This is a genomic window from Pseudomonas sp. IPO3778, assembly GCF_013386825.1.
In the GTDB taxonomy this organism is placed as follows: Bacteria; Pseudomonadota; Gammaproteobacteria; order Pseudomonadales; family Pseudomonadaceae; genus Aquipseudomonas.
In genome coordinates this window covers 19,288-42,907 of the sequence record NZ_JACARC010000051.1, presented here as the reverse complement: position 1 = coordinate 42,907, position 23,620 = coordinate 19,288, and the positions used below count along the sequence as shown (strand labels likewise).

Annotated in this window: 25 protein-coding genes; 20 read left to right on the top strand and 5 right to left on the bottom strand. The window is 61.7% G+C overall.

Annotated features, from left to right (window positions below; all coding sequences use genetic code 11):
• Positions 1 to 107: 107 nt before the first annotated feature.
• On the top strand, positions 108 to 899 hold the full coding sequence (locus tag HX855_RS25885; RefSeq protein WP_177084649.1) for a CPBP family intramembrane glutamic endopeptidase: 792 nt from the start codon (positions 108 to 110) through the stop codon (positions 897 to 899).
• An 84-nt stretch (positions 900 to 983) separates the two neighbouring features.
• Entirely contained in the window at positions 984 to 2,549 is a 1,566-nt protein-coding gene (locus HX855_RS25880; protein WP_177084647.1) for a PAS domain-containing methyl-accepting chemotaxis protein, read from the top strand.
• 108 nt (positions 2,550 to 2,657) lie between these two features.
• Here the strand turns inward: HX855_RS25880 and HX855_RS25875 are convergent, their stop codons facing one another.
• Positions 2,658 to 3,353 carry an alpha/beta family hydrolase gene (locus HX855_RS25875; protein ID WP_177084645.1) on the bottom strand — a complete coding sequence of 232 codons (696 nt, stop codon included), beginning with the start codon at positions 3,351 to 3,353 and terminating at the stop codon, positions 2,658 to 2,660.
• Between the two features lie 79 nt (positions 3,354 to 3,432).
• On the opposite strand from HX855_RS25875, the gene ccoN (HX855_RS25870) reads away from it, so the two are divergent.
• The 16 genes from ccoN (HX855_RS25870) to hemN all read left to right on the top strand — a co-directional run bounded on the left by ccoN (HX855_RS25870) (position 3,433) and on the right by hemN (position 18,336).
• Positions 3,433 to 4,857 (top strand): cytochrome-c oxidase, cbb3-type subunit I, encoded by a 1,425-nt coding sequence (gene ccoN / locus HX855_RS25870; RefSeq protein WP_177084643.1) that lies wholly within the window; start codon positions 3,433 to 3,435, stop codon positions 4,855 to 4,857.
• A 10-nt stretch (positions 4,858 to 4,867) separates the two neighbouring features.
• Positions 4,868 to 5,476, top strand: coding sequence for a cytochrome-c oxidase, cbb3-type subunit II (gene ccoO / locus HX855_RS25865; RefSeq protein WP_177084641.1), 609 nt, complete (start codon positions 4,868 to 4,870; stop codon positions 5,474 to 5,476).
• Positions 5,477 to 5,479: 3 nt separating this feature from the next.
• Positions 5,480 to 5,686 carry a cbb3-type cytochrome c oxidase subunit 3 gene (locus tag HX855_RS25860; RefSeq protein ID WP_177084639.1) on the top strand — a complete coding sequence of 69 codons (207 nt, stop codon included), beginning with the start codon at positions 5,480 to 5,482 and terminating at the stop codon, positions 5,684 to 5,686.
• Positions 5,683 to 6,630 (top strand): cytochrome-c oxidase, cbb3-type subunit III, encoded by a 948-nt coding sequence (gene ccoP / locus HX855_RS25855; RefSeq protein WP_177084637.1) that lies wholly within the window; start codon positions 5,683 to 5,685, stop codon positions 6,628 to 6,630. The genes HX855_RS25860 and ccoP (HX855_RS25855) overlap by 4 nt, the downstream gene beginning before the upstream one ends.
• Positions 6,631 to 7,103: 473 nt before the next feature.
• Entirely contained in the window at positions 7,104 to 8,546 is a 1,443-nt protein-coding gene (ccoN, locus tag HX855_RS25850; RefSeq protein ID WP_177084635.1) for a cytochrome-c oxidase, cbb3-type subunit I, read from the top strand.
• Entirely contained in the window at positions 8,546 to 9,154 is a 609-nt protein-coding gene (gene ccoO, locus HX855_RS25845; protein WP_177084633.1) for a cytochrome-c oxidase, cbb3-type subunit II, read from the top strand. The genes ccoN (HX855_RS25850) and ccoO (HX855_RS25845) overlap by 1 nt, the downstream gene beginning before the upstream one ends.
• 5 nt (positions 9,155 to 9,159) lie before the next feature.
• Positions 9,160 to 9,345 carry a CcoQ/FixQ family Cbb3-type cytochrome c oxidase assembly chaperone gene (locus tag HX855_RS25840; RefSeq protein WP_008437575.1) on the top strand — a complete coding sequence of 62 codons (186 nt, stop codon included), beginning with the start codon at positions 9,160 to 9,162 and terminating at the stop codon, positions 9,343 to 9,345.
• Positions 9,342 to 10,319 carry a cytochrome-c oxidase, cbb3-type subunit III gene (gene ccoP, locus HX855_RS25835; protein ID WP_177084631.1) on the top strand — a complete coding sequence of 326 codons (978 nt, stop codon included), beginning with the start codon at positions 9,342 to 9,344 and terminating at the stop codon, positions 10,317 to 10,319. The genes HX855_RS25840 and ccoP (HX855_RS25835) overlap by 4 nt, the downstream gene beginning before the upstream one ends.
• Positions 10,320 to 10,489: 170 nt before the next feature.
• A complete protein-coding gene (locus HX855_RS25830) occupies positions 10,490 to 10,744 on the top strand; it encodes a type II toxin-antitoxin system Phd/YefM family antitoxin (protein WP_177084629.1) in 255 nt (84 codons plus the stop codon).
• Positions 10,744 to 11,154: a type II toxin-antitoxin system VapC family toxin gene (locus tag HX855_RS25825; protein ID WP_177084627.1), complete on the top strand. Its 411-nt coding sequence runs from the start codon at positions 10,744 to 10,746 to the stop codon at positions 11,152 to 11,154. The genes HX855_RS25830 and HX855_RS25825 overlap by 1 nt, the downstream gene beginning before the upstream one ends.
• Before the next feature lie 207 nt (positions 11,155 to 11,361).
• Positions 11,362 to 12,777, top strand: coding sequence for a cytochrome c oxidase accessory protein CcoG (gene ccoG, locus HX855_RS25820; RefSeq protein WP_177084625.1), 1,416 nt, complete (start codon positions 11,362 to 11,364; stop codon positions 12,775 to 12,777).
• A gap of 30 nt (positions 12,778 to 12,807) precedes the next feature.
• A complete protein-coding gene (locus HX855_RS25815) occupies positions 12,808 to 13,347 on the top strand; it encodes a FixH family protein (RefSeq protein WP_008437568.1) in 540 nt (179 codons plus the stop codon).
• A gap of 135 nt (positions 13,348 to 13,482) precedes the next feature.
• On the top strand, positions 13,483 to 15,933 hold the full coding sequence (locus HX855_RS25810) for a heavy metal translocating P-type ATPase (RefSeq protein ID WP_177084623.1): 2,451 nt from the start codon (positions 13,483 to 13,485) through the stop codon (positions 15,931 to 15,933).
• A 22-nt stretch (positions 15,934 to 15,955) separates the two neighbouring features.
• Entirely contained in the window at positions 15,956 to 16,174 is a 219-nt protein-coding gene (gene ccoS / locus HX855_RS25805) for a cbb3-type cytochrome oxidase assembly protein CcoS (RefSeq protein ID WP_003219033.1), read from the top strand.
• Positions 16,167 to 16,850 (top strand): sulfite exporter TauE/SafE family protein, encoded by a 684-nt coding sequence (locus HX855_RS25800; RefSeq protein ID WP_169387422.1) that lies wholly within the window; start codon positions 16,167 to 16,169, stop codon positions 16,848 to 16,850. Before ccoS ends, HX855_RS25800 begins: the two co-directional genes overlap by 8 nt.
• A gap of 103 nt (positions 16,851 to 16,953) precedes the next feature.
• Positions 16,954 to 18,336 (top strand): oxygen-independent coproporphyrinogen III oxidase, encoded by a 1,383-nt coding sequence (hemN, locus tag HX855_RS25795; protein WP_177084621.1) that lies wholly within the window; start codon positions 16,954 to 16,956, stop codon positions 18,334 to 18,336.
• Positions 18,337 to 18,343: 7 nt separating this feature from the next.
• On the opposite strand, the gene HX855_RS25790 is transcribed toward hemN, so the two are convergent.
• Positions 18,344 to 18,820, bottom strand: coding sequence for a hypothetical protein (locus HX855_RS25790; protein ID WP_177084619.1), 477 nt, complete (start codon positions 18,818 to 18,820; stop codon positions 18,344 to 18,346).
• Positions 18,821 to 18,974: 154 nt separating this feature from the next.
• Here HX855_RS25790 and fnr point away from each other — a divergent pair, with 154 nt between their 5' ends.
• The gene (gene fnr, locus HX855_RS25785; RefSeq protein ID WP_003219044.1) at positions 18,975 to 19,709 is read left to right on the top strand and encodes a fumarate/nitrate reduction transcriptional regulator Fnr; all 735 of its coding nucleotides are present in this window, start codon (positions 18,975 to 18,977) and stop codon (positions 19,707 to 19,709) included.
• An 80-nt stretch (positions 19,710 to 19,789) separates the two neighbouring features.
• Complete coding sequence (locus tag HX855_RS25780; protein ID WP_017477175.1) at positions 19,790 to 20,338, top strand: adenine phosphoribosyltransferase; 549 nt, start codon at positions 19,790 to 19,792, stop codon at positions 20,336 to 20,338.
• A gap of 200 nt (positions 20,339 to 20,538) precedes the next feature.
• Here HX855_RS25780 and HX855_RS25775 read toward each other — a convergent pair whose 3' ends face one another.
• The 3 genes from HX855_RS25775 to HX855_RS25765 all read right to left on the bottom strand — a co-directional run bounded on the left by HX855_RS25775 (position 20,539) and on the right by HX855_RS25765 (position 23,591).
• A complete protein-coding gene (locus HX855_RS25775; RefSeq protein ID WP_177084617.1) occupies positions 20,539 to 21,687 on the bottom strand; it encodes an acyl-CoA dehydrogenase family protein in 1,149 nt (382 codons plus the stop codon).
• 201 nt (positions 21,688 to 21,888) lie between these two features.
• A complete protein-coding gene (recR, locus tag HX855_RS25770; protein WP_177084615.1) occupies positions 21,889 to 22,491 on the bottom strand; it encodes a recombination mediator RecR in 603 nt (200 codons plus the stop codon).
• 65 nt (positions 22,492 to 22,556) lie between these two features.
• Positions 22,557 to 23,591 (bottom strand): NADP-dependent oxidoreductase, encoded by a 1,035-nt coding sequence (locus tag HX855_RS25765; protein ID WP_177084613.1) that lies wholly within the window; start codon positions 23,589 to 23,591, stop codon positions 22,557 to 22,559.
• Between the last annotated feature and the right edge of the window lie 29 nt (positions 23,592 to 23,620).

Here is a 23,620-nt window from a genome sequence, read left to right as displayed (position 1 = left end):
CACGCGCTACACAAAACACCGCCTTCATAGGCGGTGTTTTCATTTTTACCGAGGGTAGCGGTCGTTATACTGCCCGCCTCAGATTTTGACCGTCACAAGGATTCCCCATGCTCGCGATGCCATGGCTGTACCTGGCGCTTCTTTCCATCGGCTATGTACTCGCCTTGAGCTACGGGCAATTGGGTGTGCTGGCAGGGTTGTCCGTCGCCATGTTGCTGTTGGCCGGGTTTGCCGTACGCCAACAGCGCAACCCTTGGGTGCGTTATCTGGGCCACGGTTTGTTTGTGGTGCTGGCGCTGGGGTTGGCGATGCACTGGTTACCGGGCTTCTACAACGGCCGCGGGATCGCCCCGCAGCGCTTTACAGACGATGCCGTGCCGTTCTCGATGTACCTGAACCAGGATAAGCCGCTGATCGGCTTTTGGCTGCTGCTGGCGTGCCCGTGGATTGTTGCCCGCCGTTCATTGCGACTGTCGATCTACGCGGCGGCCATGGCGCTGACCCTGACGGCGATTGCAGCGCTCGGCGGCGCAGCATTGCTGGGGGTAATCAGTTGGGCGCCGAAGTGGCCGGAACAGGCGTGGTTGTGGGTGTTGAACAACCTGCTGTTGGTCACCCTTGTAGAGGAAGCGTTGTTTCGCGGTTACATCCAGGGTGGCCTGAGTCGGCGGTTCAGCCAGCTACCCTATGGTGAAAACCTCGCGCTGTTGTTGGCAGCCCTGCTGTTCGGGCTGGTGCACCTGGGTGCAGGCTGGCAGTGGACGTTGCTGGCGACCATTGCAGGCCTCGGCTACGGCCTGGCGTATCGGTTTGGCGGGTTGGGCGCGGCGATCGTGACGCACTTCGGGTTGAATTTGCTGCACTTCGGGTTGTTTACGTATCCGATGCTGGCGGGCTGAGGTTGAAGCGATTGTTGCAAAAATAAGTTAAATAAACCCCCGTAACGGCCGACAACCCATCAAAGCCTTGCGGATTGAACACTCATGCGTAATAACCAACCCGTTACCCAGCGCGAACGCACCTTCCCCGCTCAGCAACGGTTGATCTCCACCACAGATGCCAAAGGTGTGATCACCTACTGCAACGACGCCTTCGTCGAGATCAGTGGGTTTTCCCATGACGAACTGGTACGTGCCCCGCACAACCTGGTGCGTCACCCGGATGTTCCGGCGGCCGTGTTTGCACACATGTGGTCCACGCTCAAACAAGGCTTGCCATGGATGGGCATCGTCAAGAACCGCTGCAAGAACGGTGATCACTATTGGGTCAACGCCTATGTGACGCCGGTCTTCGATGGCAAGCAGGTGGTCGGCTACGAGTCGGTGCGGGTCAAGCCCACCGCCGAGCAGATCCGCCGTGCCGAAGCGCTTTACCAGCGCATCAATCAGGGCAAGTCGGCGATTCCGAGCAGTGACAAATGGCTGCCGGTGTTGCAGGACTGGCTGCCGTTTATTCTGGTCAGCCAACTGAGCTTCCTGATCGGTGTATGGCTCGACTCCCATTGGGGTTTTGCCCTGGCCGCCGCGCTGTCGGTGCCGCTGGGCCTGTTGGGTTTGAGCTGGCAACAGCGCGGGCTCAAGCGTTTGCTGCGCCTGGCCGAGCAGACCACGTCCGACCCGTTGATCGCGCAGATGTACACCGACAGCCGCGGCGCCCAGGCGCGCCTGGAGATGTCGATCCTCAGCCAGGAAGCGCGTCTGAAGACGTGTCTGACGCGCTTGCAGGACACCGCTGAACACCTCACTGACCAGGCGGCACAGTCCAACACCCTGGCGCATAACAGCTCCAGTGGTCTTGAGCGCCAGCGCGTGGAGACTGAACAGGTGGCCACGGCCGTCAACCAGATGGCCGCGACGACCCAGGAAGTCGCCAGCCACGTGCAACGCACCGCCGATGCCACTCAGGAAGCCAATCGCCTGACCGGGCGCGGCCGTGATATCGCCGGTGAAACCCGCGAGGCGATTCAGCGGCTGTCAGTCGCCGTGGGCGAAACCGGCGTGACCGTGACCCAACTGGCCAAGGACAGCGACGAGATCGGCGGCGTGGTCGATGTGATCAAGGGCATCGCCGACCAGACCAACCTGCTGGCCCTGAACGCGGCCATCGAAGCAGCCCGGGCCGGTGAGATGGGTCGGGGCTTTGCGGTGGTGGCGGATGAAGTGCGGCAATTGGCCCAACGCACCAGCGAGTCCACCGGGCAGATTCATGCGCTGATCGCCAAGCTGCAGCAGACCGCCAATGCCGCCGTACAGACCATGGACGCCGGGCATCGCCAGGCGGAAGAAGGCGTGGCGCGGGTGATGGAAGCGGATAAGGCGCTGATCGGGATCAGCGAAGCCGTAGCGCACATCACCGACATGACGACGCAAATCGCGGCGGCAACCGAAGAGCAGAGCTCGGTGGCCGAAGAGATCAGCCGCAACATCAGCACCATTGCGCTGTTGGCGGACCAGACGTCGGAACAGGCCTTGAACTCGGCGCAGTTGAGTGAAGAGCTGACGCATACGGCGAATACCCAGTATTCGCTGGTAGAGCGGTTTAACCGGTAAACGACTCACTGTGGCGAGGGAGCTTGCTCCCGCTGGGCTACGTAGCGGCCCCAAGATTTTTGGGAGCGCTGCGCACTCCAGCGGGAGCAAGCTCCCTCGCCACAGGTTTCACTCAAGACCTGCGAGAAACTCAGCCGCCTTCACCGCTGCAGCCTCCAGATGCTGCTCATGACTAAACCCCGAAGCCTTCAACGGCTTCAAATCATGATCCCCCGCCACCCGCCACATCACCTCGATGCCCGGCGACAACACGTACCCTTCCACCGCCGCCCGATTGCCCAGCGCATCCCGCTCGCCCTGCACAATCAACGTCGGCGTCTTCAGCCCGGCCAAGTGCTCAGTCCGTGGTTTCTCCGGCTTGCCCACCGCATAAAACGGATAGCCCAGGCACACCAACCCGTCCGCACCCAGTTCATCCGCCAGCAAACTGGCCATCCGCCCGCCCATGGACTTGCCGCCCACCGCCAGTTTCCCAGCGACATGACGTCGCACCTCGGCATACACCTCACGCCAGCATTCCAACAGTTTCGGAGCCGGATTGGGCGGGCGTTTACCACCGTCCACACGGCGTTGGGCCATGTACGGAAACTCGAAGCGCAATACGTTGACGCCATGCCCGGCAAGGCGTGCAGCCATGTCGTTCATGAAACCCGAGTCCATCGGCGCACCCGCACCGTGGGCCAGGATCAACGTCACCGGCCCGTGCGCGAAAGACCCTGGGGCGGCATCCCACAACCAGCCGCGCTCCCGCACACACTGTGCCCATTGATCCCCGTCAATACTGGCCTTGTGCTCTTTGCCCATGCTTGCCTCGCTTTTTAGTCTGCCTATAACTCCAGCCCAAGTGCCGCACTGGCTTGGGTTGAACCGTGGATGGGGAACCATGAACACTACTTTAAGTACCGCCTATAACTACAAGGTGGTCCGCCAATTCGCCATTATGACGGTGGTGTGGGGCATCGTCGGCATGGGGCTCGGGGTTTTTCTCGCCGCCCAGTTGGTATGGCCCGAACTCAACTTCAATTTGCCCTGGACCAGTTTCGGCCGTTTGCGCCCGCTGCACACCAACGCGGTGATCTTCGCCTTTGGCGGTTGTGCGCTGTTCGCCAGTTCCTTTTACTCGGTGCAACGCACCTGCCAGACGCAGCTGTTTGCGCCAAAGATCGCGCAGTTCTGCTTCTGGGGCTGGCAATTGGTGATCGTGCTGGCCGCGATCAGCCTGCCGCTGGGCTACACCACCTCCAAGGAATACGCTGAACTGGAATGGCCGATCGCCATTCTCATCGCCGTGGTCTGGGTGGCCTACGGCGTCGTGTTCTTCGGCACGGTGATGAAGCGAAAAACCAAACACATCTACGTGGGTAACTGGTTTTTCGGTGCGTTCATCATCACCGTGGCCATCCTGCACATCGTCAACCACGCGTCCCTGCCGGTGAGTTGGACCAAGTCCTACTCGGCCTACGGCGGTGCGACGGATGCCATGGTGCAGTGGTGGTACGGACATAACGCAGTAGGCTTTTTCCTCACCGCCGGCTTCCTCGGGATGATGTACTACTTCGTGCCGAAGCAGGCCGAACGCCCGGTGTATTCCTATCGCTTGTCCATCGTGCACTTCTGGGCGCTGATCACCCTGTACATTTGGGCCGGGCCCCACCACTTGCACTACACCGCGTTGCCGGACTGGGCACAGTCGTTGGGCATGGTGATGTCCCTGGTGCTGCTGGCACCGAGCTGGGGCGGGATGATCAACGGGATGATGACCTTGTCGGGCGCCTGGCATAAGTTGCGCAGCGACCCGATCCTGCGCTTCCTGGTGGTGTCCCTCGCGTTCTACGGCATGTCGACCTTCGAAGGGCCGATGATGGCCATCAAGACGGTCAACGCCCTCTCCCACTACACCGACTGGACCATCGGCCACGTACACGCCGGGGCGCTGGGTTGGGTGGCGATGATCTCCATCGGCGCGCTGTACCACATGATCCCGAAAATCTTCGGTCGCGAGCAGATGTACAGCCTCGGCCTGATCAACGCGCACTTCTGGCTGGCCACCATCGGCACCGTGCTCTACATCGCCTCGATGTGGGTCAACGGCATCGCCCAGGGCCTGATGTGGCGTGCGGTCAACGAAGACGGCACCTTGACCTACTCCTTCGTCGAAACCCTGGTGGCCAGCCACCCGGGCTTCATCGTGCGGCTGGTGGGCGGGGCAATCTTCCTCAGCGGCATGTTGCTGATGGCTTACAACACCTGGCGCACCGTGCGTTCGGCACTGCCCGCCGAAGTCGCCAACGCCGCGCAGATGGCCTGAGGAGTCGATGATGAAACACGAAACCATTGAAAAAAACGTCGGCCTGCTGATGCTGCTGATGGTGCTCGCCGTGAGCATCGGCGGCCTGACCCAGATCGTGCCGCTGTTCTTCCAGGACGTGACCAACAAGCCGGTGGAAGGCATGAAACCCTACACCGCGCTGCAACTGGAAGGCCGCGACATCTACATCCGCGAAGGTTGCGTACAGTGCCACTCGCAGATGATCCGCCCGTTCCGCGCCGAGACCGAACGCTACGGCCACTACTCGGTCGCCGGTGAAAGCGTGTGGGACCACCCGTTCCTGTGGGGCTCCAAGCGCACCGGGCCGGACCTGGCCCGCGTCGGCGCGCGCTACTCGGACGACTGGCACCGCGCGCACTTGTACAACCCGCGCAACGTGGTGCCGGAATCGAAGATGCCGGCGTACCCCTGGCTGGTCACCGCCCCGGTCGACAGCAGCCACACCGAGACCAAGCTGAACGTGATGCGCACCCTCGGCGTGCCGTACACCGACGAAGACATCGCCGGCGCCGTGGCCACCCTCAAGGGCAAGACCGAGATGGACGCGCTGATTTCTTACCTGCAAGTGCTCGGCACTGCCATCAAGAGCAAGAGGTGAGCCATGGGATTTGATTTCGATGCAGGAACCATCCGCGGGCTAGGCACGCTGGTCGTGGCCATCGCCTTCATTGGCCTGTCGCTGTGGGTGTTCAACGCCCGGCGCAACGCGGAGTTCGCCGAAGCCTGCCTGCTGCCATTTGCCGATGAACCGCTGCCACCCACCACCGACGCTCAGGAAGAGCCTGCAACAAGGAGCAACCGGCCATGACGACCTTCTGGAGTACATGGATCTGCGTACTGACCCTCGGCAGCCTGATCGGCCTGACCTGGCTGTTGATCGGCACGCGCAAGGGCGAGACCAAGGGCAGCGTGGACCAGACCATGGGCCACTCGTTCGACGGGATCGAGGAGTACGACAACCCGCTGCCGCAATGGTGGTTCATGCTGTTCGCCGGCACCCTGGTGTTTGCCGTCGGCTACCTGATCCTCTACCCGGGCCTGGGTAACTGGAAAGGTGTATTGCCGGGCTATGAAGACGGCTGGACCTCGGCCAAGGAGTGGGACAAGGAAATGGCCAAGGCCGACACCAGGTTCGGACCGATCTTCGCCAAATTCGCGGCCATGCCCGTGGAAGAAGTGGCCAAGGACCCCCAGGCGCTGAAAATGGGCGGCCGCCTGTTTGCCTCCAACTGCGCGGTGTGCCACGGCTCCGATGCCAAGGGTGCCTACGGCTTCCCGAACCTGGCGGACAACCTCTGGCGCTGGGGCGGTTCGGCCGATGCAATCAAGATGACCATCATGAATGGCCGTCACGCAGCGATGCCGGCCTGGGGTGAAGTGCTGGGCGAGGACGGCGTGAAAAACGTCGCGGCCTATGTGCGCCATGAATTGGCGGGCCTGCCGTTGCCGGCGGACAGCACGGCGGACGTCGCGGCCGGCCAGGCCGCGTTCAACACCACCTGTGTGGCGTGCCACGGCCCGCAAGGCCATGGCATGGAAGCCATGGGTGCACCGAACCTGACGCAGCCCGGCGGCTTCATATACGGCACCAGCCTCGCGCAGTTGCAGCAGACCATTCGCCACGGCCGCCAGGGCCAGATGCCCGCACAGGAAGTGCTGCAAGGCAATGACAAGGTGCACCTGCTGGCCGCGTACGTTTACAGCCTGTCCCATAACGCCGATGGCACAACCCCAGACAGCCAACCCGAGTAAACCCGCCCGACCCAAAAGCCGCGCCTGATTCAGGTGCGGCTTTTTTTGCGACCCATTGTCGCACCCTTGCGATCAGCGACTTTCCCCTCCTGCCATTCGGGTCTACGCTTGTTTCCACAGTGGACTGGCATTGGCCGGTCGACGGCCGACTTGCACTCGATGGGTTGAAACATTTCTGCTCGATGACAGGCGCAAAGGCTGGTACTTACCGGCTGTCGTGCCACTGACCATTCGTCACCCGGGCCGCTTGTTTACACACACCTAGTTACAAGTACCTTCGACCCCTTTAAAATCCTGTCCAAGTCGTCAGCTTTTAACCCTGAATTTTGTCCTTACGCCAAACATGGAAAGGGCGCAGAATCTGGTGTGGAACGCATTGACGCAGGTCACCTTGCGTTGCAATGGAATCTTGCTTTCTCCATACTTGCGACCGATTTTTACCCTATAAAAAAACTAAACCGTGGAACCTTAGAATGAGCACAGCAATCAGTCCGACTGCTTATAACTATAAGGTAGTCCGCCAGTTCGCCATCATGACGGTGGTCTGGGGGATCCTTGGCATGGGGCTCGGCGTTTTCATTGCCTCGCAACTGGTTTGGCCTGAGTTGAATTTTGGCCTGCCATGGACGACATTTGGACGCCTGCGCCCGTTGCACACCAACCTGGTGATTTTCGCCTTCGGTGGCTGTGCACTGTTTGCCACTTCTTATTACGTCGTGCAGCGAACCTGCCAAACGCGACTGATTTCCGATGCATTGGCTGCCTTTACCTTCTGGGGCTGGCAAGCGGTCATCGTGGGCGCGATCATTACCCTGCCGCTGGGCTACACCACCACCAAGGAATACGCCGAGCTGGAATGGCCGATCGCCATTTTGCTGGCGATTGTCTGGGTGACCTACGCGGTGGTGTTCTTCGGCACCATCGTCAAGCGCAAGACCAAGCACATCTACGTCGGCAACTGGTTCTACGGGGCGTTTATCCTGGTGACGGCGATGCTGCACATCGTCAACCACGCCTCCTTGCCGGTGAGCTTCTTCAAGTCCTACTCGGCCTACGCCGGGGCGACGGACGCGATGATCCAGTGGTGGTACGGCCATAACGCCGTAGGCTTCTTCCTCACCACCGGCTTCCTGGGGATGATGTACTACTTCGTGCCGAAACAGGCCGAGCGTCCGATCTACTCCTATCGCCTGTCCATCGTGCACTTCTGGGCGCTGATCACCCTGTACATCTGGGCCGGTCCCCACCACCTGCACTACACCGCACTGCCGGACTGGGCCCAATCGTTGGGCATGGCCATGTCGATCATCCTGCTGGCCCCAAGCTGGGGCGGCATGATCAACGGCATGATGACCCTCTCGGGCGCCTGGCATAAATTGCGCACCGACCCGATCCTGCGCTTCCTCGTGGTCTCCCTGGCGTTCTACGGCATGTCGACCTTCGAAGGCCCGATGATGGCCATCAAGACCGTCAACTCGCTGTCCCACTACACCGACTGGACCATCGGCCACGTACACGCCGGCGCCCTCGGTTGGGTAGCGATGATTTCCATCGGCGCGCTGTATCACATGATCCCGAAACTGTTCGGCCGGGCGCAGATGCACAGCGTCAGCCTGATCAACGCGCACTTCTGGCTGGCCACCATCGGCACCGTGCTGTACATCGCTTCGATGTGGGTCAACGGCATTACCCAGGGTTTGATGTGGCGTGCAATCAACGATGACGGCACCCTCACCTACTCCTTCGTCGAAGGGCTGCAAGCCAGCCACCCGGGTTACATCGTGCGCGCCCTGGGCGGTGCGATCTTTGCCAGCGGCATGCTGTTCATGGCCTACAACGTCTGGCGCACCGTGCGTGCTTCCGACCCTGTAGAAGCCGAAGCCGCTACCAAGATCGCCGTTGTGGGAGCTCACTGATGAAGCATGAAGTAGTCGAGAAGAATATCGGCCTGCTGGCCTTCTTCATGGTCATCGCCGTGAGTATCGGCGGCCTGACCCAGATCGTTCCGCTGTTTTTCCAGGACGTGACCAACAAGCCGGTGGAAGGCATGAAGCCGCGCACCGCCCTTGAACTGGAAGGCCGTGACGTCTTCATCGCCAACGGCTGTGTCGGCTGCCACTCGCAGATGATCCGTCCGTTCCGTGCCGAAACCGAACGCTACGGCCACTACTCGGTGGCCGGTGAAAGCGTGTGGGACCACCCGTTCCTGTGGGGTTCCAAACGCACCGGTCCGGACCTGGCCCGGGTGGGTGGGCGTTACTCCGATGACTGGCAGCGTGCGCACTTGTACAACCCGCGCAACGTGGTGCCCGAGTCGAAAATGCCGGCGTACCCGTTCCTCGTCGAAAACAAGCTCGACGGCAAGGACACCGCCAAGAAGATGGAAGTCTTGCGCACCCTGGGCGTGCCTTACACCGACGAAGACATCGCCGGCGCGGCAGCGGCCGTGAAGGGCAAGACCGAAATGGACGCACTGGTGGCCTACTTGCAAGGCCTTGGCACCATCATCAAAAGCAAACGGTGATCAGGATGGATATCGGGATGATTCGAGGCCTGGGCACCGTTGTCGTGATGGTGGCCTTTATCGGCCTGGCGTTGTGGGTGTTCAGCCCCAAGCGCAAGTCGGAGTTTGAAGACGCGACCTTGCTGCCCTTCGCGGATGATCCCGAAGCCATCAAGCACGTCGTAGAAGCGTCTAGGAGTAACAAAGAATGACTACGTTCTGGAGTCTGTACGTCACAGTCCTCAGTCTGGGTACCATTTTCGCCCTGACCTGGCTGCTGCTGTCGACCCGCAAGGGCCAGCGCGCCGAGCAAACCGATGAAACCGTTGGCCACTCGTTCGACGGCATCGAGGAGTACGACAACCCGCTGCCCAAATGGTGGTTCATGCTGTTCGTCGGCACCATCATCTTCGCCCTCGGTTACCTGGCGCTGTACCCCGGCCTGGGCAACTGGAAAGGCCTGCTGCCGGGCTACAACTACCTCGACAACGACAAGCAAACCCCGTTTGCCAACGGCCAGACCGGCTGGACCGGCGTGCACGAATGGGAAAAGGAAATGGCCAAGTCGGACGCCAAGTTCGGGCCGATTTTCGCCAAATTCGCCGCCATGCCCATTGAAGAGGTGGCCAAGGACCCGCAAGCCTTGAAGATGGGTGGGCGCCTGTTCGCCTCCAACTGCTCGGTGTGCCACGGTTCCGACGCCAAGGGTGCCTACGGCTTCCCCAACCTGACCGACGCCGACTGGCGCTGGGGCGGCGACCCGGCCACCATCAAGGAAACCATCATGAAAGGCCGCCACGCGGTGATGCCGGCCTGGGCCGAAGTCATTGGCGAGCAAGGCGTGGCCGACGTGGCCGGTTTTGTGGTGACCAACCTCGATGGCCGCAAACTGCCGGAAGGCGCCAAGGCAGACGTGGCCAACGGCGAGAAACTCTTCGCCGCCAACTGCGTGGCCTGCCACGGCCCGCAGGGTAAAGGCACGCCGGCAATGGGCGCACCTGACCTGACGCATCCGGGCGCGTTCATCTACGGTTCGAGCTTCGCGCAACTGCAGCAGACCATCCGTTACGGCCGCCAGGGCCAGATGCCTGCGCAGGAGCAGTTGCAGGGGAATGACAAGGTGCACTTGCTGGCGGCGTATGTTTACAGCCTGTCCCATGGGGACAAGGCGAAGGACGCCGAGTAAGGCAAAGTGCCCATAAAAAACGGCCCCGCCAGTGGAAATTGGCGGGGCCGTTTTGTTTTCACATCAAAAAATTCGTCATCCTCCAGCAACGTATCTACATTTGAGATTGATCAAGAAAACCGGAAGTAGTAACGTAACTACATTCGTACCCCATGAGGAGGCTAGCCCCCATGACCATCACCACCATTTCCAGCCGTGAATTCAATCAAGACACAAGCGGTGCCAAAAAAGCCGCCCGCCAAGGCCCGGTTTTCATCACTGATCGGGGCAAGCCTGCCCATGTGCTGCTAAGCATTGAGGACTACCAAAAGCTGACGGGCCTCAATGCAGACATCGTTGACCTCTTGGTGATGCCAGACGCGGCAGATATCGAGTTCGAAACCGAGCGCGCCGTGATCATTCATCGACCCGTGGACCTCTCTTGATGTATCTACTCGACACCAATGTCATCTCTGAACTGCGTAAACCCCAGGCCGATGCCAACGTCGTCGCCTGGGCCAAAAGCGTCATCGCACCACGGATGTATATTTCAGCCATTACCCTCAAAGAGTTGGAAACAGGCGTCCTGCGGATGGAGCGTCGTGATCCTGCTCAGGGGAAGATTTTACGTACCTGGCTCAAGCGCCATGTGATGCCAGCGTTTGATGCCAGAATCCTGCCGATTGATGCAGCAGTGGCGTTGCGCTGTGCCAGTTTGCATGTGCCAGACCAAGCCAACGAAAGTGACGCGCTAATCGCTGCAACCGCTCTGGTGCATGGACTGACCGTCGTCACACGCAACGTCAGCGATTTTCAATCCAGCGGCGTCGCGCTGATCAATCCATGGGACAAATGACCGGTAAGGCTGCAAAAACCGTCCATACTTCACAAGTCAATTGATCCAGATCACGTACACCATCAATTGATTTCCCCCAACGCGACCAAAGGTCGCACCCGTTGAGGGGGATCAGGGGCGTATCATTGCGCCACTGCAACACCCCCAATTTGACCCCGGTTGGCACGTACTGGCCGAGGCAAATCTCCACCGCCGTGGGATGCAATGATGAGCGACCAGATACCGGTACAGAACGTTACCCCGCCTGCCAAAAACTCGAACAACACCGTCGATCTCTACGCGTCCCGGGAGAAAATCTACACCCGCGCTTTCACCGGTTTGTTCCGCAATTTGCGGATGCTCGGGGGGGCCGGTTTGTTCCTCCTGTACTTCGGCACGGTGTGGCTGAACTGGGGTGGCCACCAGGCCGTCTGGTGGAACCTGCCGGAGCGTAAGTTCTTCATTTTTGGCGCGACCTTCTGGCCCCAGGATTTCATCCTGCTGTCGGGCATCCTGATCGTGGCAGCGTTTGGCCTGTTCTTCATTACGGTGTACGCCGGCCGCGTCTGGTGCGGTTACACCTGCCCGCAAAGCGTATGGACATGGATTTTCATGTGGTGCGAAAAGGTCACCGAAGGCGACCGTAACCAACGCATCAAGCTGGACAAGGCGCCGATGAGCGCCAACAAGTTCCTGCGCAAATTCAGCAAACACAGCCTGTGGCTGATCATCGGTTTTGTCACCGGCATGACCTTCGTCGGCTACTTCTCGCCGATCCGTGAACTGGTGTTCGACTTCTTCACCGGCCAGGCCGATGGCTGGTCGTATTTCTGGGTCGGTTTCTTCACCCTCGCCACCTACGGCAACGCCGGCTGGCTGCGGGAGCAAGTGTGCATCTACATGTGCCCCTATGCGCGCTTCCAGAGCGTGATGTTCGACAAGGACACCCTGATCGTTTCCTACGACCCGCGCCGTGGTGAAGCCCGTGGCCCGCGCAAAAAAGGCATCGACTACAAGGCCGAGGGCCTGGGAGATTGCATCGACTGCACGATGTGCGTGCAGGTGTGCCCCACCGGCATCGACATCCGCGACGGCCTGCAAATCGAATGCATCGGCTGCGCGGCCTGCATCGATGCCTGCGACAACATCATGGACAAGATGGAATACCCCCGCGGCCTGATCAGCTACACCACCGAGCACAACCTGTCGGGGCAGAAAACCCAGAAGCTGCGCCCGCGCCTCATCGGTTATGCCCTGGTGCTGCTGGCGATGATCAGCCTGTTGGCCGGCGCATTCTTCATGCGTTCGCTGGTGGGTTTCGACGTCAGCAAGGACCGTGTGCTGTACCGCGAAAACGCCGAAGGCCGGATCGAAAACGTCTACAGCCTGAAGATCATGAACAAGGACCAGCGCGACCACACTTACGTGCTCGATGCCTCGGGCCTGCCGGACCTCAAACTGCAAGGCCGGCGCGAGATCAAGGTGGCGGCCGGGGAAATCTTCAGCATGCCGGTGGAGCTGTCGAGCGCACCGGAACAACTGCCGTCGAGCACCAACGAGGTGAAATTCATCCTCAGGGATGCCGATGACGACAGCGTCCGCATTGAAGCCAAGAGCCGATTCATCGGCCCACAAGTCCGCTAAACAACAAGCCGTTAACAAGAGAGCAGAACAATGCCCGCAGCTACTGCCGCAAGCCCCTGGTACAAGCACCTCTGGCCCTGGATCATCATTGGGATCCTGACCTGCTCGGTGACGTTGACCTTGTCCATGGTGACCATCGCGGTGAATAACCCCGACAACCTGGTCAACGACAACTACTACGAGGCCGGCAAAGGCATCAACCGCTCCCTCGACCGCGAACTGCTGGCCCAGACCCTGCAACTGCGCGCCAAGGTGCACCTGGATGAGCTGACCGGCGAAGTGGAACTGCACCTGACCGGTAACAGCGGGCCCGGCACCCTGGAACTGAACCTGATTTCACCGACCCAGCCGGAGAAGGACCGCAAGATCATCCTGACCCGCAGCGACAGCGAACCCGGCCGCTACATCGGCCAGGTGACCGACAAGGTCGAAGGCCGCCGCTTCGTCGAATTGCTGGGGGTGGAAGGCGACCGGACCTGGCGCATGTTTGAAGAGGAACAGGTCAGCCATGACAAGGACTTGCTGCTGGGCGACGAGCCGCTGCAGGGTGCTGAAGACCTGAAAAAATAGCACCGTACCTGTTCGATCATTCCCACGCTCTGCGTGGGAATGCAGCCCGTGACGCTCCGCGTCACAAGAGCGGACGCGGAGCGTCCAGCGAGGCGTTCCCACGCAGAGCGTGGGAACGATCATCGGAACTGAGCCATGACCACCCCAACCCCTTGCTACCACTGTGCCCTGCCCGTTCCGCCCGGCAGCCGGTTCACCGCCGTGATCCTCGGCGAGTCCCGCGAGCTGTGCTGCCCGGGCTGCCAGGCGGTGGCCGAGGCGATTGTCGCCGGCGGCCTGGAAAGCTACTACCAGCACCGCAGCGAAGCCTCGGCCAACCCCGAGGCGTTGCCGGTGCAACTGGTGGACGAACTGGCGCTGTATGACCGTGCCGATGTACAAAAACCCTTCGTACGCCACGACGGTGACTTGTCGGAAGCCACCCTGTTGATGGAAGGCATCAGCTGCGCCGCCTGTGGCTGGCTGATCGAAAAACACCTGCGCAGCCTGCCCGCCGTGGCCGAGGCCCGCCTGAACCTGTCCAACCACCGCCTGCATGTGCGCTGGGCCGATGGGCAATTGCCCCTGAGCCAACTGCTCGGCGAGTTGCGCCATATCGGCTACGCCGCCCACCCGTATCAAGCCGACCGCGCCGCCGAACAACTGGCCAGCGAAAACCGCCGGGCCTTGCGCCAACTGGGAGTGGCCGGGCTGCTGTGGTTCCAGGCGATGATGGCGACGATGGCCACCTGGCCTGAATTCAATATCGACCTGAGCCCGGAACTGCACGTGATCCTGCGCTGGGTCGCGATGTTTCTCACAACACCGATCGTGTTCTACAGCTGCGCGCCGTTCTTCAAAGGCGCGATGCGCGACCTGCGTACTCGTCACCTGACCATGGATGTCTCGGTATCCCTGGCGATCGGGGGTGCCTACCTGGCCGGAATCTGGACCGCCATCACCGGCACCGGCGAGCTGTATTTCGATGCGGTCGGCATGTTTGCCCTGTTCCTGCTGGCCGGGCGTTACCTGGAGCGCCGCGCCCGGGAACGCACGGCGGCGGCCACCGCGCAGTTGGTCAACCTGCTGCCGGCCTCGTGCCTGCGCATGAGTGCCGATGGCCAGAGTGAACGCATCCTGCTCCGCGAGTTGGCCTTGGGTGATCGGGTGCTGGTGCATCCGGGCGCGGTGCTACCGGCCGACGGCGTCATCCTCGACGGGCAGTCGAGCATCGACGAGTCCCTGCTGACCGGCGAGTACCTGCCGCAACCGCGACGCGTCGGCGACGCCGTCACCGCCGGCACACTCAACGTCGATGGCGCGCTGACCGTCGAAGTTCGCGCCCTGGGCCACGACACGCGCCTGTCGGCCATCGTGCGCCTGCTGGAGCGGGCCCAGGCGGAAAAACCCCGGCTGGCAGAAATCGCCGACCGCGCCGCCCAATGGTTCCTGCTGTGCTCGCTGATCGCGGCGGCGGTGATCGGCCTGGTGTGGTGGGAGCTGGATTCGTCACGGGCGTTCTGGATCGTCCTGGCGATGCTGGTTGCGACCTGCCCTTGCGCCCTGTCCCTGGCCACACCCACCGCCCTGACGGCGGCGACTGGCACCTTGCACAAACTCGGCCTGCTGCTGACCCGAGGCCACGTACTGGAAGGCCTGAACCAGATCGACACGGTGATTTTCGACAAGACCGGCACCCTCACCGAAGGTCGCCTGGCCTTGCGTGCTATCCGTCCGTTGAACGTGCTGGGCAGCGACGAATGCCTGAGCCTTGCCGCCGCGCTGGAGCAACGCTCGGAACATCCGATTGCCCGCGCATTCGGCCGTGCACCACTGGCGGCAGACGAAGTGCTCAGCACGCCGGGCCTGGGGCTGGAAGGCACGGTTGGCAAACGCCGGTTGCGCATCGGCCAGCCGGGGTTTGTCTGCGAACTGAGCGGCTGTGCCCTCCCCGCCTCGCCGAAGGAAGCCGGCCAATGGCTGCTGCTGGGCGATACCGAGGGCGCCCTGGCCTGGTTTGTCCTGGACGATCGCCTACGCAGCGACGCCCCCGCCTTGCTCGCCGCCTGCAAGGCTCGCGGCTGGCGCACCTTGCTGCTGTCGGGAGACAGTTCGCCGATGGTCGCCAGCGTCGCCGCTGAATTGGGTATCGACGAAGCCCACGGCGGCCTGCGCCCCGACGACAAGCTGCACAAGCTGCAACAGCTGCACAAGGAAGGCCGCAAGGTGCTGATGCTCGGTGACGGGGTCAACGACGTGCCGGTACTGGCCGCTGCCGATATCAGCGTGGCCATGGGCTCGGCCACCGACCTGGCCAAGACCAGCGCCGACGCGGTGCTGCTGTCGAACCGCCTCGACGCCCTGGTGCAAGCCTTTACCCTGGCCCGGCGCACCCGTCGGGTAATCATTGAAAACCTGCTGTGGGCCGGGCTGTACAATGGCCTGATGTTGCCATTTGCCGCCCTCGGCTGGATCACGCCCATCTGGGCCGCGATCGGCATGTCCCTCAGTTCGTTGACCGTGGTGCTCAACGCCCTGCGCCTGACTCGCCTGCCGAGCACGCCAGCCGCGAACGCCGCCCCCGTAACCCGTCCGTTGCCGGCGTGAGCCGCACGGGCATGGAGTGCAGATGCCAGCTCTTTACGTGATGATTCCGGCGGCGCTGTTGATCGTGGCCATCGCCATTTACATCTTCTTCTGGGCGGTGGACAGCGGCCAGTACGACGACCTCGACGGCCCCGCCCACAGCGTGCTGTTCGACGACCAGGACCCCAATCACCTGGCCGCCGTCGATGAAGCCAACGGCCCCGAGCAACCGCCCAAGCCCAAAGACCCGCCCCATGCTTGAACTGGCCCCCCTGCTGGTCTCGGCGGTGATCCTCGGCCTGTTGGGCGGTGGCCATTGCCTGGGCATGTGCGGCGGCCTGATGGGCGCGCTGACCCTGGCGATTCCCAAGGAGCAACGCAGCCGCCGCTTTCGCCTGCTGCTGGCCTATAACCTCGGGCGCATCCTCAGCTACGCCACTGCCGGCCTGTTGATCGGCCTGGCGGGCTGGGCGGTGGCCAACAGCCCCGCGGCGATGTTCATGCGCATCCTCGCCGGGCTGTTGCTGATTTGCATGGGGTTGTACCTGGCCGGCTGGTGGAGCGGCCTGACCCGTATCGAAAGCCTCGGACGCGGCCTGTGGCGGCATATCCAGCCGGTTGCCAACCGTTTGCTGCCGGTGTCGAGCCTGCCCCGGGCATTGCTGCTGGGCGCGCTCTGGGGCTGGTTGCCGTGCGGGTTGGTGTACAGCACCCTGTTGTGGGCCGCCAGCCAGGGCAATGCGCTGGACAGTGCCGTGCTGATGCTCGCGTTCGGCCTCGGCACTTGGCCGGTGCTGCTGGCCACCGGGCTGGCCGCCGAACGTGTCACTGCACTGTTGCGCAAACGCAGCGTGCGCATGACCGGTGGCTTGCTGGTGATTGTGTTTGGTCTATGGACATTGCCCGGCCCCCATCAGCACTGGCTAATGGGCCATTAAAAGGCCATGTGGCATAGCGCCGCTCCCCGTTGATGCAAATCAAGATGGCCTCTGCGCCCACCCCCTAGACTCGGCCCACTAGCCTATCCGGGGGAACGCCCGCATGCTCGACGCCATTCGTTGGGACACTGATCTGATTCACCGCTACGACCTGGCGGGGCCGCGCTACACCTCGTACCCCACCGCCGTACAATTCGACAGCCAGGTCGGCACCTTCGACCTGCTCCACGCCCTGCGTGACAGTCGCAAGGCCGCACGGCCATTGTCGTTGTATGTGCATGTGCCGTTCTGCGCGAATATTTGCTACTACTGCGCCTGCAACAAGGTCATCACCAAGGACCGCGGGCGGGCCCAGGCCTACCTGCAACGCCTGGAGCAGGAAATCCAGCTGGTGGCCTGCCACCTCGACCCCAGGCAGCCGGTAGAACAGCTGCATTTTGGCGGCGGCACCCCGACCTTTCTCAGCCACGACGAATTACGCCAGGTCATGGGCCGACTGCGCCAGCACTTCAACCTGCTGGACGATGAATCCGGCGACTACGGGATTGAAATCGACCCACGGGAAGCCGACTGGGCGACCATGGGCCTGCTGCGGGAGCTGGGGTTCAACCGCGTCAGTATCGGCGTGCAGGACCTGGACCCCGACGTGCAGCGCGCGGTGAACCGCCTGCAAAGCCTGGAAGAGACCCGCGCGGTGATCGACGCCGCCCGCACCCTGCAATTTCGCTCGATCAATATCGACCTGATCTACGGCCTGCCCAAGCAGACACCGTTGAATTTCGCCCGCACCGTGCAGGAAGTCATCAGCCTGCAACCCGACCGGCTCTCAGTGTTCAACTATGCGCACCTGCCGGAGCGGTTCATGCCCCAGCGGCGGATCGACAGTGCAGACCTTCCGAACCCGGCCGAAAAGCTGCTGATGCTGCACACCACCATCGAACAGTTGACCCAGGCCGGCTACCGCTACATCGGCATGGACCACTTCGCCCTGCCCGATGATGAACTGGCCATCGCCCAGGAAGAAGGCACCCTGCAACGCAACTTCCAGGGCTACACCACTCATGGGCATTGCGACTTGATCGGGCTAGGAGTGTCGGCGATCAGCCAGATTGGCGACCTGTACTGCCAGAACAGCAGCGACCTGAACCACTACCAGAACGCCCTCGCCGGCGCGCAGTTGGCCACCAGCCGTGGCGTGTTGTGCACCACGGATGACCGGTTGCGGCGGGAGGTGATTCAGCAGTTGATCTGCAATTTCAGCCTGGTATTCGAGAAGATCGAACAGGCCTTCAACATCGATTTTCGCGGCTATTTCGACGAACTTTGGCCACAACTTGCATCGATGGCCGAGGACGGGCTGATTGAACTCAACCCGCAGGGCATCCGCGTATTGCCGGCCGGCCGCCTGCTGGTGCGGTCGGTGTGTATGGTGTTCGATGCCTATCTGGAGCACCAGAATCGGCAACGGTTTTCGCGGGTGATCTGACCCTGCACTACTTCGCCAGCAGGGCCATTGCTTCCAGCTGCGACTCAGGCGACTCGTCCTTCAAGGACTTGGTCAACTGCGACTGGGCGGTCATCAACCCGGACTGCAATGACGCCACATCACTCTGCAAGGAGGCCACCTTGGCCCGGCGAGCCTGGGGGCTCATGGAGGTGTCATTCATGGCGGCGGAGAGCTGAGCCATCTTCTCGGCGAGCTGCTTTCTCAGCTCACGAATCATTTTCAACAGCTGCTTGATGTTGTCTTTCAGGTTGCTGTCGTCGATATCCTGGTTGGGGTTGGTGCTGGCTTTGGAGGCTTTCAGCCCCGCCCCCGAAATGTCTACCACTAAACCCTGGGGCTTGGTGTGAGTGGCCGAATCGGTAGTAGACGCTTTGTCTTTATCGTCTACGGCAGCGTCTTTTTTCGCATCAGGCACGGTTAGCGAAGAAACAAGGGCAGGGTTGGTTGCGCCAATGGGTAGCATGATCTGAGCCTCCGGCTCTTGGAGTGACCCCCTTGTATCGGCCTCGATACAACTTCCTTTATACCGTTGCTGCTTTTTTGTACACGCTGGCCTGATCGGCTCCCAGTGCGTTACCCTTACGTCTTATGTGTGTTTTCCCACAAGGATTTAAGAAATGTCCGAGCCAGTTAAACTGCGCGCTCACAGCCAGGCTCATTGCAAGGATTGCAGCCTGGCCCCCCTCTGCCTGCCACTTTCGTTGAATCTGGAAGACATGGAAGCGCTGGACGAGATCGTTAAACGGGGTCGCCCGCTGAAAAAAGGCGAGTTTCTGTTTCGCCAGGGCGACAAGTTTGACTCCGTTTATGCAGTACGCTCGGGCGCGTTGAAAACCTTCAGCCTGAGTGATGGTGGCGAAGAGCAGATCACCGGTTTCCATCTGCCCAGCGAACTGGTCGGGCTGTCGGGCATGGACACCGAGATTCACCCGGTGTCGGCCCAGGCCCTGGAAACCACCTCGGTGTGTGAAATCCCGTTCGAACGCCTGGATGAATTGGCCCTGCAATTGCCGCAATTGCGCCGCCAACTGATGCGCGTGATGAGCCGGGAAATCCGCGACGACCAGCAGATGATGCTGTTGTTGTCGAAGAAAACCGCCGACGAGCGGATCGCCACGTTTCTGGTCAACCTCTCCGCGCGTTTCCGTGCCCGGGGTTTCTCGGCCAACCAGTTCCGCCTGAGCATGTCGCGCAACGAAATCGGCAACTACCTGGGCCTCGCGGTGGAAACCGTGTCCCGTGTATTCACCCGCTTCCAGCAGAACGAGTTGATTGCGGCCGAAGGCAAGGAAGTGCACATCCTCGACCCGATCCAGCTCTGTGCATTGGCTGGCGGTTCCCTCGACGGTTGATCCAGACGCCTGCGGCCGAGCCAATCGGCTGGGTCGCAGGTATACTTCGAGTCCGTTTTTCTCCCCAGGACTCTTCGACGATGGTCTTCGATTCGTTCGACATCAAATCCCTGATTCGCCCAGTCATCGACTTCCCCAAGCCTGGGGTGATCTTTCGCGACATCACGCCGCTGTTCCAGTCGCCCAAGGCCCTGCGCCTGGTGGCCGACACCTTTGTGCATCGCTACGTCGAAGCCGAGTTCACCCACATTGGTGCGATGGATGCCCGGGGCTTTCTGATCGGTTCGATCATTGCCTATCAGTTGAACAAACCACTGATCCTGTTCCGCAAGCAAGGCAAGTTGCCGGCTGACGTGTTGGCCGAGGGTTACCAGACCGAATACGGCGAAGCCTTCCTGGAAGTGCACGCCGACAGCCTGTGTGAAGGTGATTCGGTGCTGATGTTCGATGACCTGATCGCCACGGGCGGCACGCTGATTGCGGCGGCCAACCTGGCCCGGCGCATGGGGGCACGGATTTTCGAAGCGGCGGCGATCATTGACCTGCCGGAGCTGGGTGGGTCCCAGCGCCTGGAAGACATGGGCATTCCGACGTTCTGCCTGACGCAGTTTGCACTGACAGACCAATAAACCGGGATTCGTGTGGCGAGGGAGCTTGTGTGGCAGGGAGCTTGCTGTGGCAGGGAGCTTGCTGTGGCGAGGGAGCTTGCTGTGGCGAGGGAGCTTGCTCCCGCTGGAGTGCGCAGCGCTCCCAAAGATCTTGGGGCCGCTACGCAGCCCAGCGGGAGCAAGCTCCCTCGCCACAGCCCCCCCCGCCACAAAAGCGCTTTCTACAAGCCCATCTGCTTGCTGATGATTTCGTTCATCACTTCCCGAGTCCCGCCACCGATGGACAGGATGCGGTTGTCGCGATACAGCCGCTCCACCAGGTTGCCGCGCATATACCCCTGGCCGCCGAGGATCTGCACCGCGTCGTAGGTCACGCGGTCGGCGGTGTCGGTGGCGAGGTTCTTGGCCATGGAGATTTCCTTGATCACACTCTTGCCGGCGGCCATCTTGGCGGCCTGCCGGTAGGTGAACTCCCGGGAGACCTCCACCGCCGTGGCCATTTCCGCCAGGCGATGCTTGAGCACCTGGAATTTGCCGATGGGCTTGCCAAAGGCCTCGCGCTGCGCCGCCCATTTCAGGCTTTCCTCCAGGGCCATCTGTGCGGTCATGTTGGCCATCAAGGCCAGGGCCAGCCGCTCGCTCTGGAAGTTGCCCATGATGCAGGCGAAGCCCATGTGCTCGGCGCCAATCAGGTTTCCTGCCGGTACGCGGCAATCGTCGAAGAACAGTTCGGCGGTGTCCGACGCCCACCAGCCCATTTTCTTCAGCGGTGTACCGGTGGTGAAGCCGGGGGTGTCCTTTTCGATCAACAACAGGCTGATACCGCCAAACCCCGGCCCGCCGGTGCGCACCGCGACGGTGTAGAAGTCGGCGCGCTGGCCGCTGGTGATAAAGGTTTTGCTGCCGCTGACGCGGTAATGGTCGCCATCGCGCACGGCGCGGGTTTGCAGATTGGCAACGTCGGAGCCACCACCGGGCTCGGTGACGGCCAGGGCGGCGATCTTCTCGCCCGACAACACCAACGGCGCGACACGATCGCGCACCTCGGGCCGGGCCCATTTGACGATGGGCGGCAAGCCGATATCCAGCGACCCCAACCCCGCCACCACACCGCCGGAACCGCAGCGCATCAGCTCTTCGCTGGCGGCGACCTTGGCGAACAGGTCACCTTCGTGGCTGCCACCGAGGGCTTCGGGATAACCGATGCCCAGAATCCCCGCCGCACCGGCCTTGAGGTACAGCTCCCGAGGGAAGCTCTCGGCTTCTTCCCACTGCTCGATGCCCGGCAACATCTCGCGCTCGACGAAACGTCGCACGCTGTCGCGGACCAATTGGTGGCTGGGGTCGAAGTATTCCTGATAGGCAGACATCGGCAAGCTCCACGGGAAGGTGGAGCGAACTTACCAAGCGCTTGCTTGGTTATCAAGCAAGAAGAAAGACTCGTGAACGCCACAAAACAAATGTGGGAGCGGGCTTGCTCGCGAATGCGGTGTATCAGTCGCCACATGCATTGACTGAAGCACCGCATTCGCGAGCAAGCCCGCTCCCACATTTTTGTCCTGCGGTGTTTGTTACAGGGCGATCGGCTTACGCCCGGCAAACGAATGCGCCAAGGTTCCGCCATCCACCAGTTCCAACTCGCCACCCAGCGGTACGCCGTGGGCGATACGCGATGTGATCAGGCCTTTGTTGGTCAGCAACTGCGCAATGTAATGGGCTGTCGCTTCGCCTTCTACCGTAGGGTTGGTGGCCAGGATCACCTCGACAAAGGTGCCCTGCTCCTCGATCCGCGTCACCAGTTGCGGAATACCGATGGCCTCCGGCCCCAACCCGTCCAGCGGCGACAGATGGCCCTTGAGCACAAAGTAGCGCCCCCGGTAACCGGTCTGCTCCACCGCGTACACGTCCATCGGCCCTTCGACCACGCACAGCAGCGTGTCGTCGCGACGAGGGTCGGCGCATTGCGGGCAGAGTTCTTCCTCGGTCAGGGTGCGGCACTGGCGACAGTGGCCTACCCCTTCCATGGCCTGGCTCAAGGCCAGGGCCAGCCGGGAGCCACCGCTGCGATCGCGCTCGAGCAATTGCAGCGCCATGCGCTGGGCGGTTTTCTGACCCACGCCCGGCAAAGTGCGCAGTGCGTCGATCAGTTGACGAATCAGGGGGCTGAAGCTCATGGGGAAAGGTCCGACAAAACAACGAGACGCGGTTTATACCCGCGCCCCGGATTAGCGTCAAATGGTCAATCTTGTGCGACGCGCACCACCAACTTGCCGAAGTTGCGCCCTTCCAGCAAACCGATAAAGGCTTCAGGCGCCTGCTCCAGGCCTTCCACCACGTCCTCGCGGAATTTGATCTTGCCGTCCCGCACCCACGGCGCCATGGCACTGAGGAATTCCGGCTGGCGGTCGCCGTAGTCGTCGAACACGATAAAACCCTGGATCCGTACACGCTTGGTCAGCAAGGTGCGTTGCAGCGCGGGCAGCCGGTCGGGACCGCTGGGGGCTTCGTGGGCGTTGTAGCCGGCGATCAGGCCGCACAGGGGAATGCGTGCCTTGGCGTTGAGCAGCGGTACAACCGCGTCGAAGACCTTGCCGCCGACGTTTTCAAAGTAGATGTCGATACCCTTGGGGCAGGCTTGGGCGAGTTGCTCGGCAAAGTTGTCGCTCTTGTGATCGACACAGGCATCAAAACCCAGTTCGTCCACCACATAGCGGCACTTGTCGGCGCCACCGGCCACGCCGACCACCCGCAGGCCCTTGATCTTCGCCACCTGGCCGACCACCGAGCCCACCGCACCGGAAGCGGCCGCCACCACCAGGGTTTCCCCGGACTGGGGTTGACCGATGTCCATGAGGCCCATGTAGGCGGTCATGCCAGGCATGCCCAACACACCCAAGGCCATGGACGGGCTGGCCAGGCCCTTGGGCACCGGGATCAGGTTGCGGCCATCGGAAATGCTGTGGCTCTGCCAGCCGGTGGAACCGACCACCAGGTCACCCACTTCGAACTTGGGATGACGGGACTGTTCGATACGGCTGACAGCGCCGCCGGTCATCACCTCGTCGATTTCCACCGGCGCGGCGTAGGACGGTGCATCACTCATGCGCCCGCGCATGTAGGGGTCCAGGGACAGGTAGAGGGTTTTCAGCAGGACCTGGCCGTCGGCCAATTCCGGCAGCGCCACGCGCTCCAGGCGAAAATTTTCCGGCACCGGGGCGCCGTGGGGGCGTGAGACCAGCACGATGCGCTGGTTGAGGGTCAATGACTCGGTCATCAGCGAGGCTCCTTCTATCGGTGATTGAA

What these genes read in the sequence shown, in the direction of transcription:
- HX855_RS25800 (WP_169387422.1), top strand. Translation starts at nt 16,167, where the DNA reads ATGCTTGAACTGGCCCCCCTGCTGGTCTCGGCGGTGATCCTCGGCCTG.
- ccoO (WP_177084641.1), top strand. Translation starts at nt 4,868, where the DNA reads ATGAAACACGAAACCATTGAAAAAAACGTCGGCCTGCTGATGCTGCTG.
- HX855_RS25875 (WP_177084645.1), bottom strand. Translation starts at nt 3,353, where the DNA reads ATGGGCAAAGAGCACAAGGCCAGTATTGACGGGGATCAATGGGCACAG.
- ccoP (WP_177084637.1), top strand. Translation starts at nt 5,683, where the DNA reads ATGACGACCTTCTGGAGTACATGGATCTGCGTACTGACCCTCGGCAGC.
- ccoO (WP_177084633.1), top strand. Translation starts at nt 8,546, where the DNA reads ATGAAGCATGAAGTAGTCGAGAAGAATATCGGCCTGCTGGCCTTCTTC.
- HX855_RS25790 (WP_177084619.1), bottom strand. Translation starts at nt 18,820, where the DNA reads ATGCTACCCATTGGCGCAACCAACCCTGCCCTTGTTTCTTCGCTAACC.
- ccoN (WP_177084635.1), top strand. Translation starts at nt 7,104, where the DNA reads ATGAGCACAGCAATCAGTCCGACTGCTTATAACTATAAGGTAGTCCGC.
- fnr (WP_003219044.1), top strand. Translation starts at nt 18,975, where the DNA reads ATGTCCGAGCCAGTTAAACTGCGCGCTCACAGCCAGGCTCATTGCAAG.
- HX855_RS25860 (WP_177084639.1), top strand. Translation starts at nt 5,480, where the DNA reads ATGGGATTTGATTTCGATGCAGGAACCATCCGCGGGCTAGGCACGCTG.
- HX855_RS25765 (WP_177084613.1), bottom strand. Translation starts at nt 23,591, where the DNA reads ATGACCGAGTCATTGACCCTCAACCAGCGCATCGTGCTGGTCTCACGC.
- hemN (WP_177084621.1), top strand. Translation starts at nt 16,954, where the DNA reads ATGCTCGACGCCATTCGTTGGGACACTGATCTGATTCACCGCTACGAC.
- ccoN (WP_177084643.1), top strand. Translation starts at nt 3,433, where the DNA reads ATGAACACTACTTTAAGTACCGCCTATAACTACAAGGTGGTCCGCCAA.
- HX855_RS25825 (WP_177084627.1), top strand. Translation starts at nt 10,744, where the DNA reads ATGTATCTACTCGACACCAATGTCATCTCTGAACTGCGTAAACCCCAG.
- HX855_RS25880 (WP_177084647.1), top strand. Translation starts at nt 984, where the DNA reads ATGCGTAATAACCAACCCGTTACCCAGCGCGAACGCACCTTCCCCGCT.
- HX855_RS25815 (WP_008437568.1), top strand. Translation starts at nt 12,808, where the DNA reads ATGCCCGCAGCTACTGCCGCAAGCCCCTGGTACAAGCACCTCTGGCCC.
- ccoP (WP_177084631.1), top strand. Translation starts at nt 9,342, where the DNA reads ATGACTACGTTCTGGAGTCTGTACGTCACAGTCCTCAGTCTGGGTACC.
- HX855_RS25885 (WP_177084649.1), top strand. Translation starts at nt 108, where the DNA reads ATGCTCGCGATGCCATGGCTGTACCTGGCGCTTCTTTCCATCGGCTAT.
- HX855_RS25840 (WP_008437575.1), top strand. Translation starts at nt 9,160, where the DNA reads ATGGATATCGGGATGATTCGAGGCCTGGGCACCGTTGTCGTGATGGTG.
- ccoG (WP_177084625.1), top strand. Translation starts at nt 11,362, where the DNA reads ATGAGCGACCAGATACCGGTACAGAACGTTACCCCGCCTGCCAAAAAC.
- HX855_RS25775 (WP_177084617.1), bottom strand. Translation starts at nt 21,687, where the DNA reads ATGTCTGCCTATCAGGAATACTTCGACCCCAGCCACCAATTGGTCCGC.
- ccoS (WP_003219033.1), top strand. Translation starts at nt 15,956, where the DNA reads ATGCCAGCTCTTTACGTGATGATTCCGGCGGCGCTGTTGATCGTGGCC.
- HX855_RS25810 (WP_177084623.1), top strand. Translation starts at nt 13,483, where the DNA reads ATGACCACCCCAACCCCTTGCTACCACTGTGCCCTGCCCGTTCCGCCC.
- HX855_RS25830 (WP_177084629.1), top strand. Translation starts at nt 10,490, where the DNA reads ATGACCATCACCACCATTTCCAGCCGTGAATTCAATCAAGACACAAGC.
- recR (WP_177084615.1), bottom strand. Translation starts at nt 22,491, where the DNA reads ATGAGCTTCAGCCCCCTGATTCGTCAACTGATCGACGCACTGCGCACT.
- HX855_RS25780 (WP_017477175.1), top strand. Translation starts at nt 19,790, where the DNA reads ATGGTCTTCGATTCGTTCGACATCAAATCCCTGATTCGCCCAGTCATC.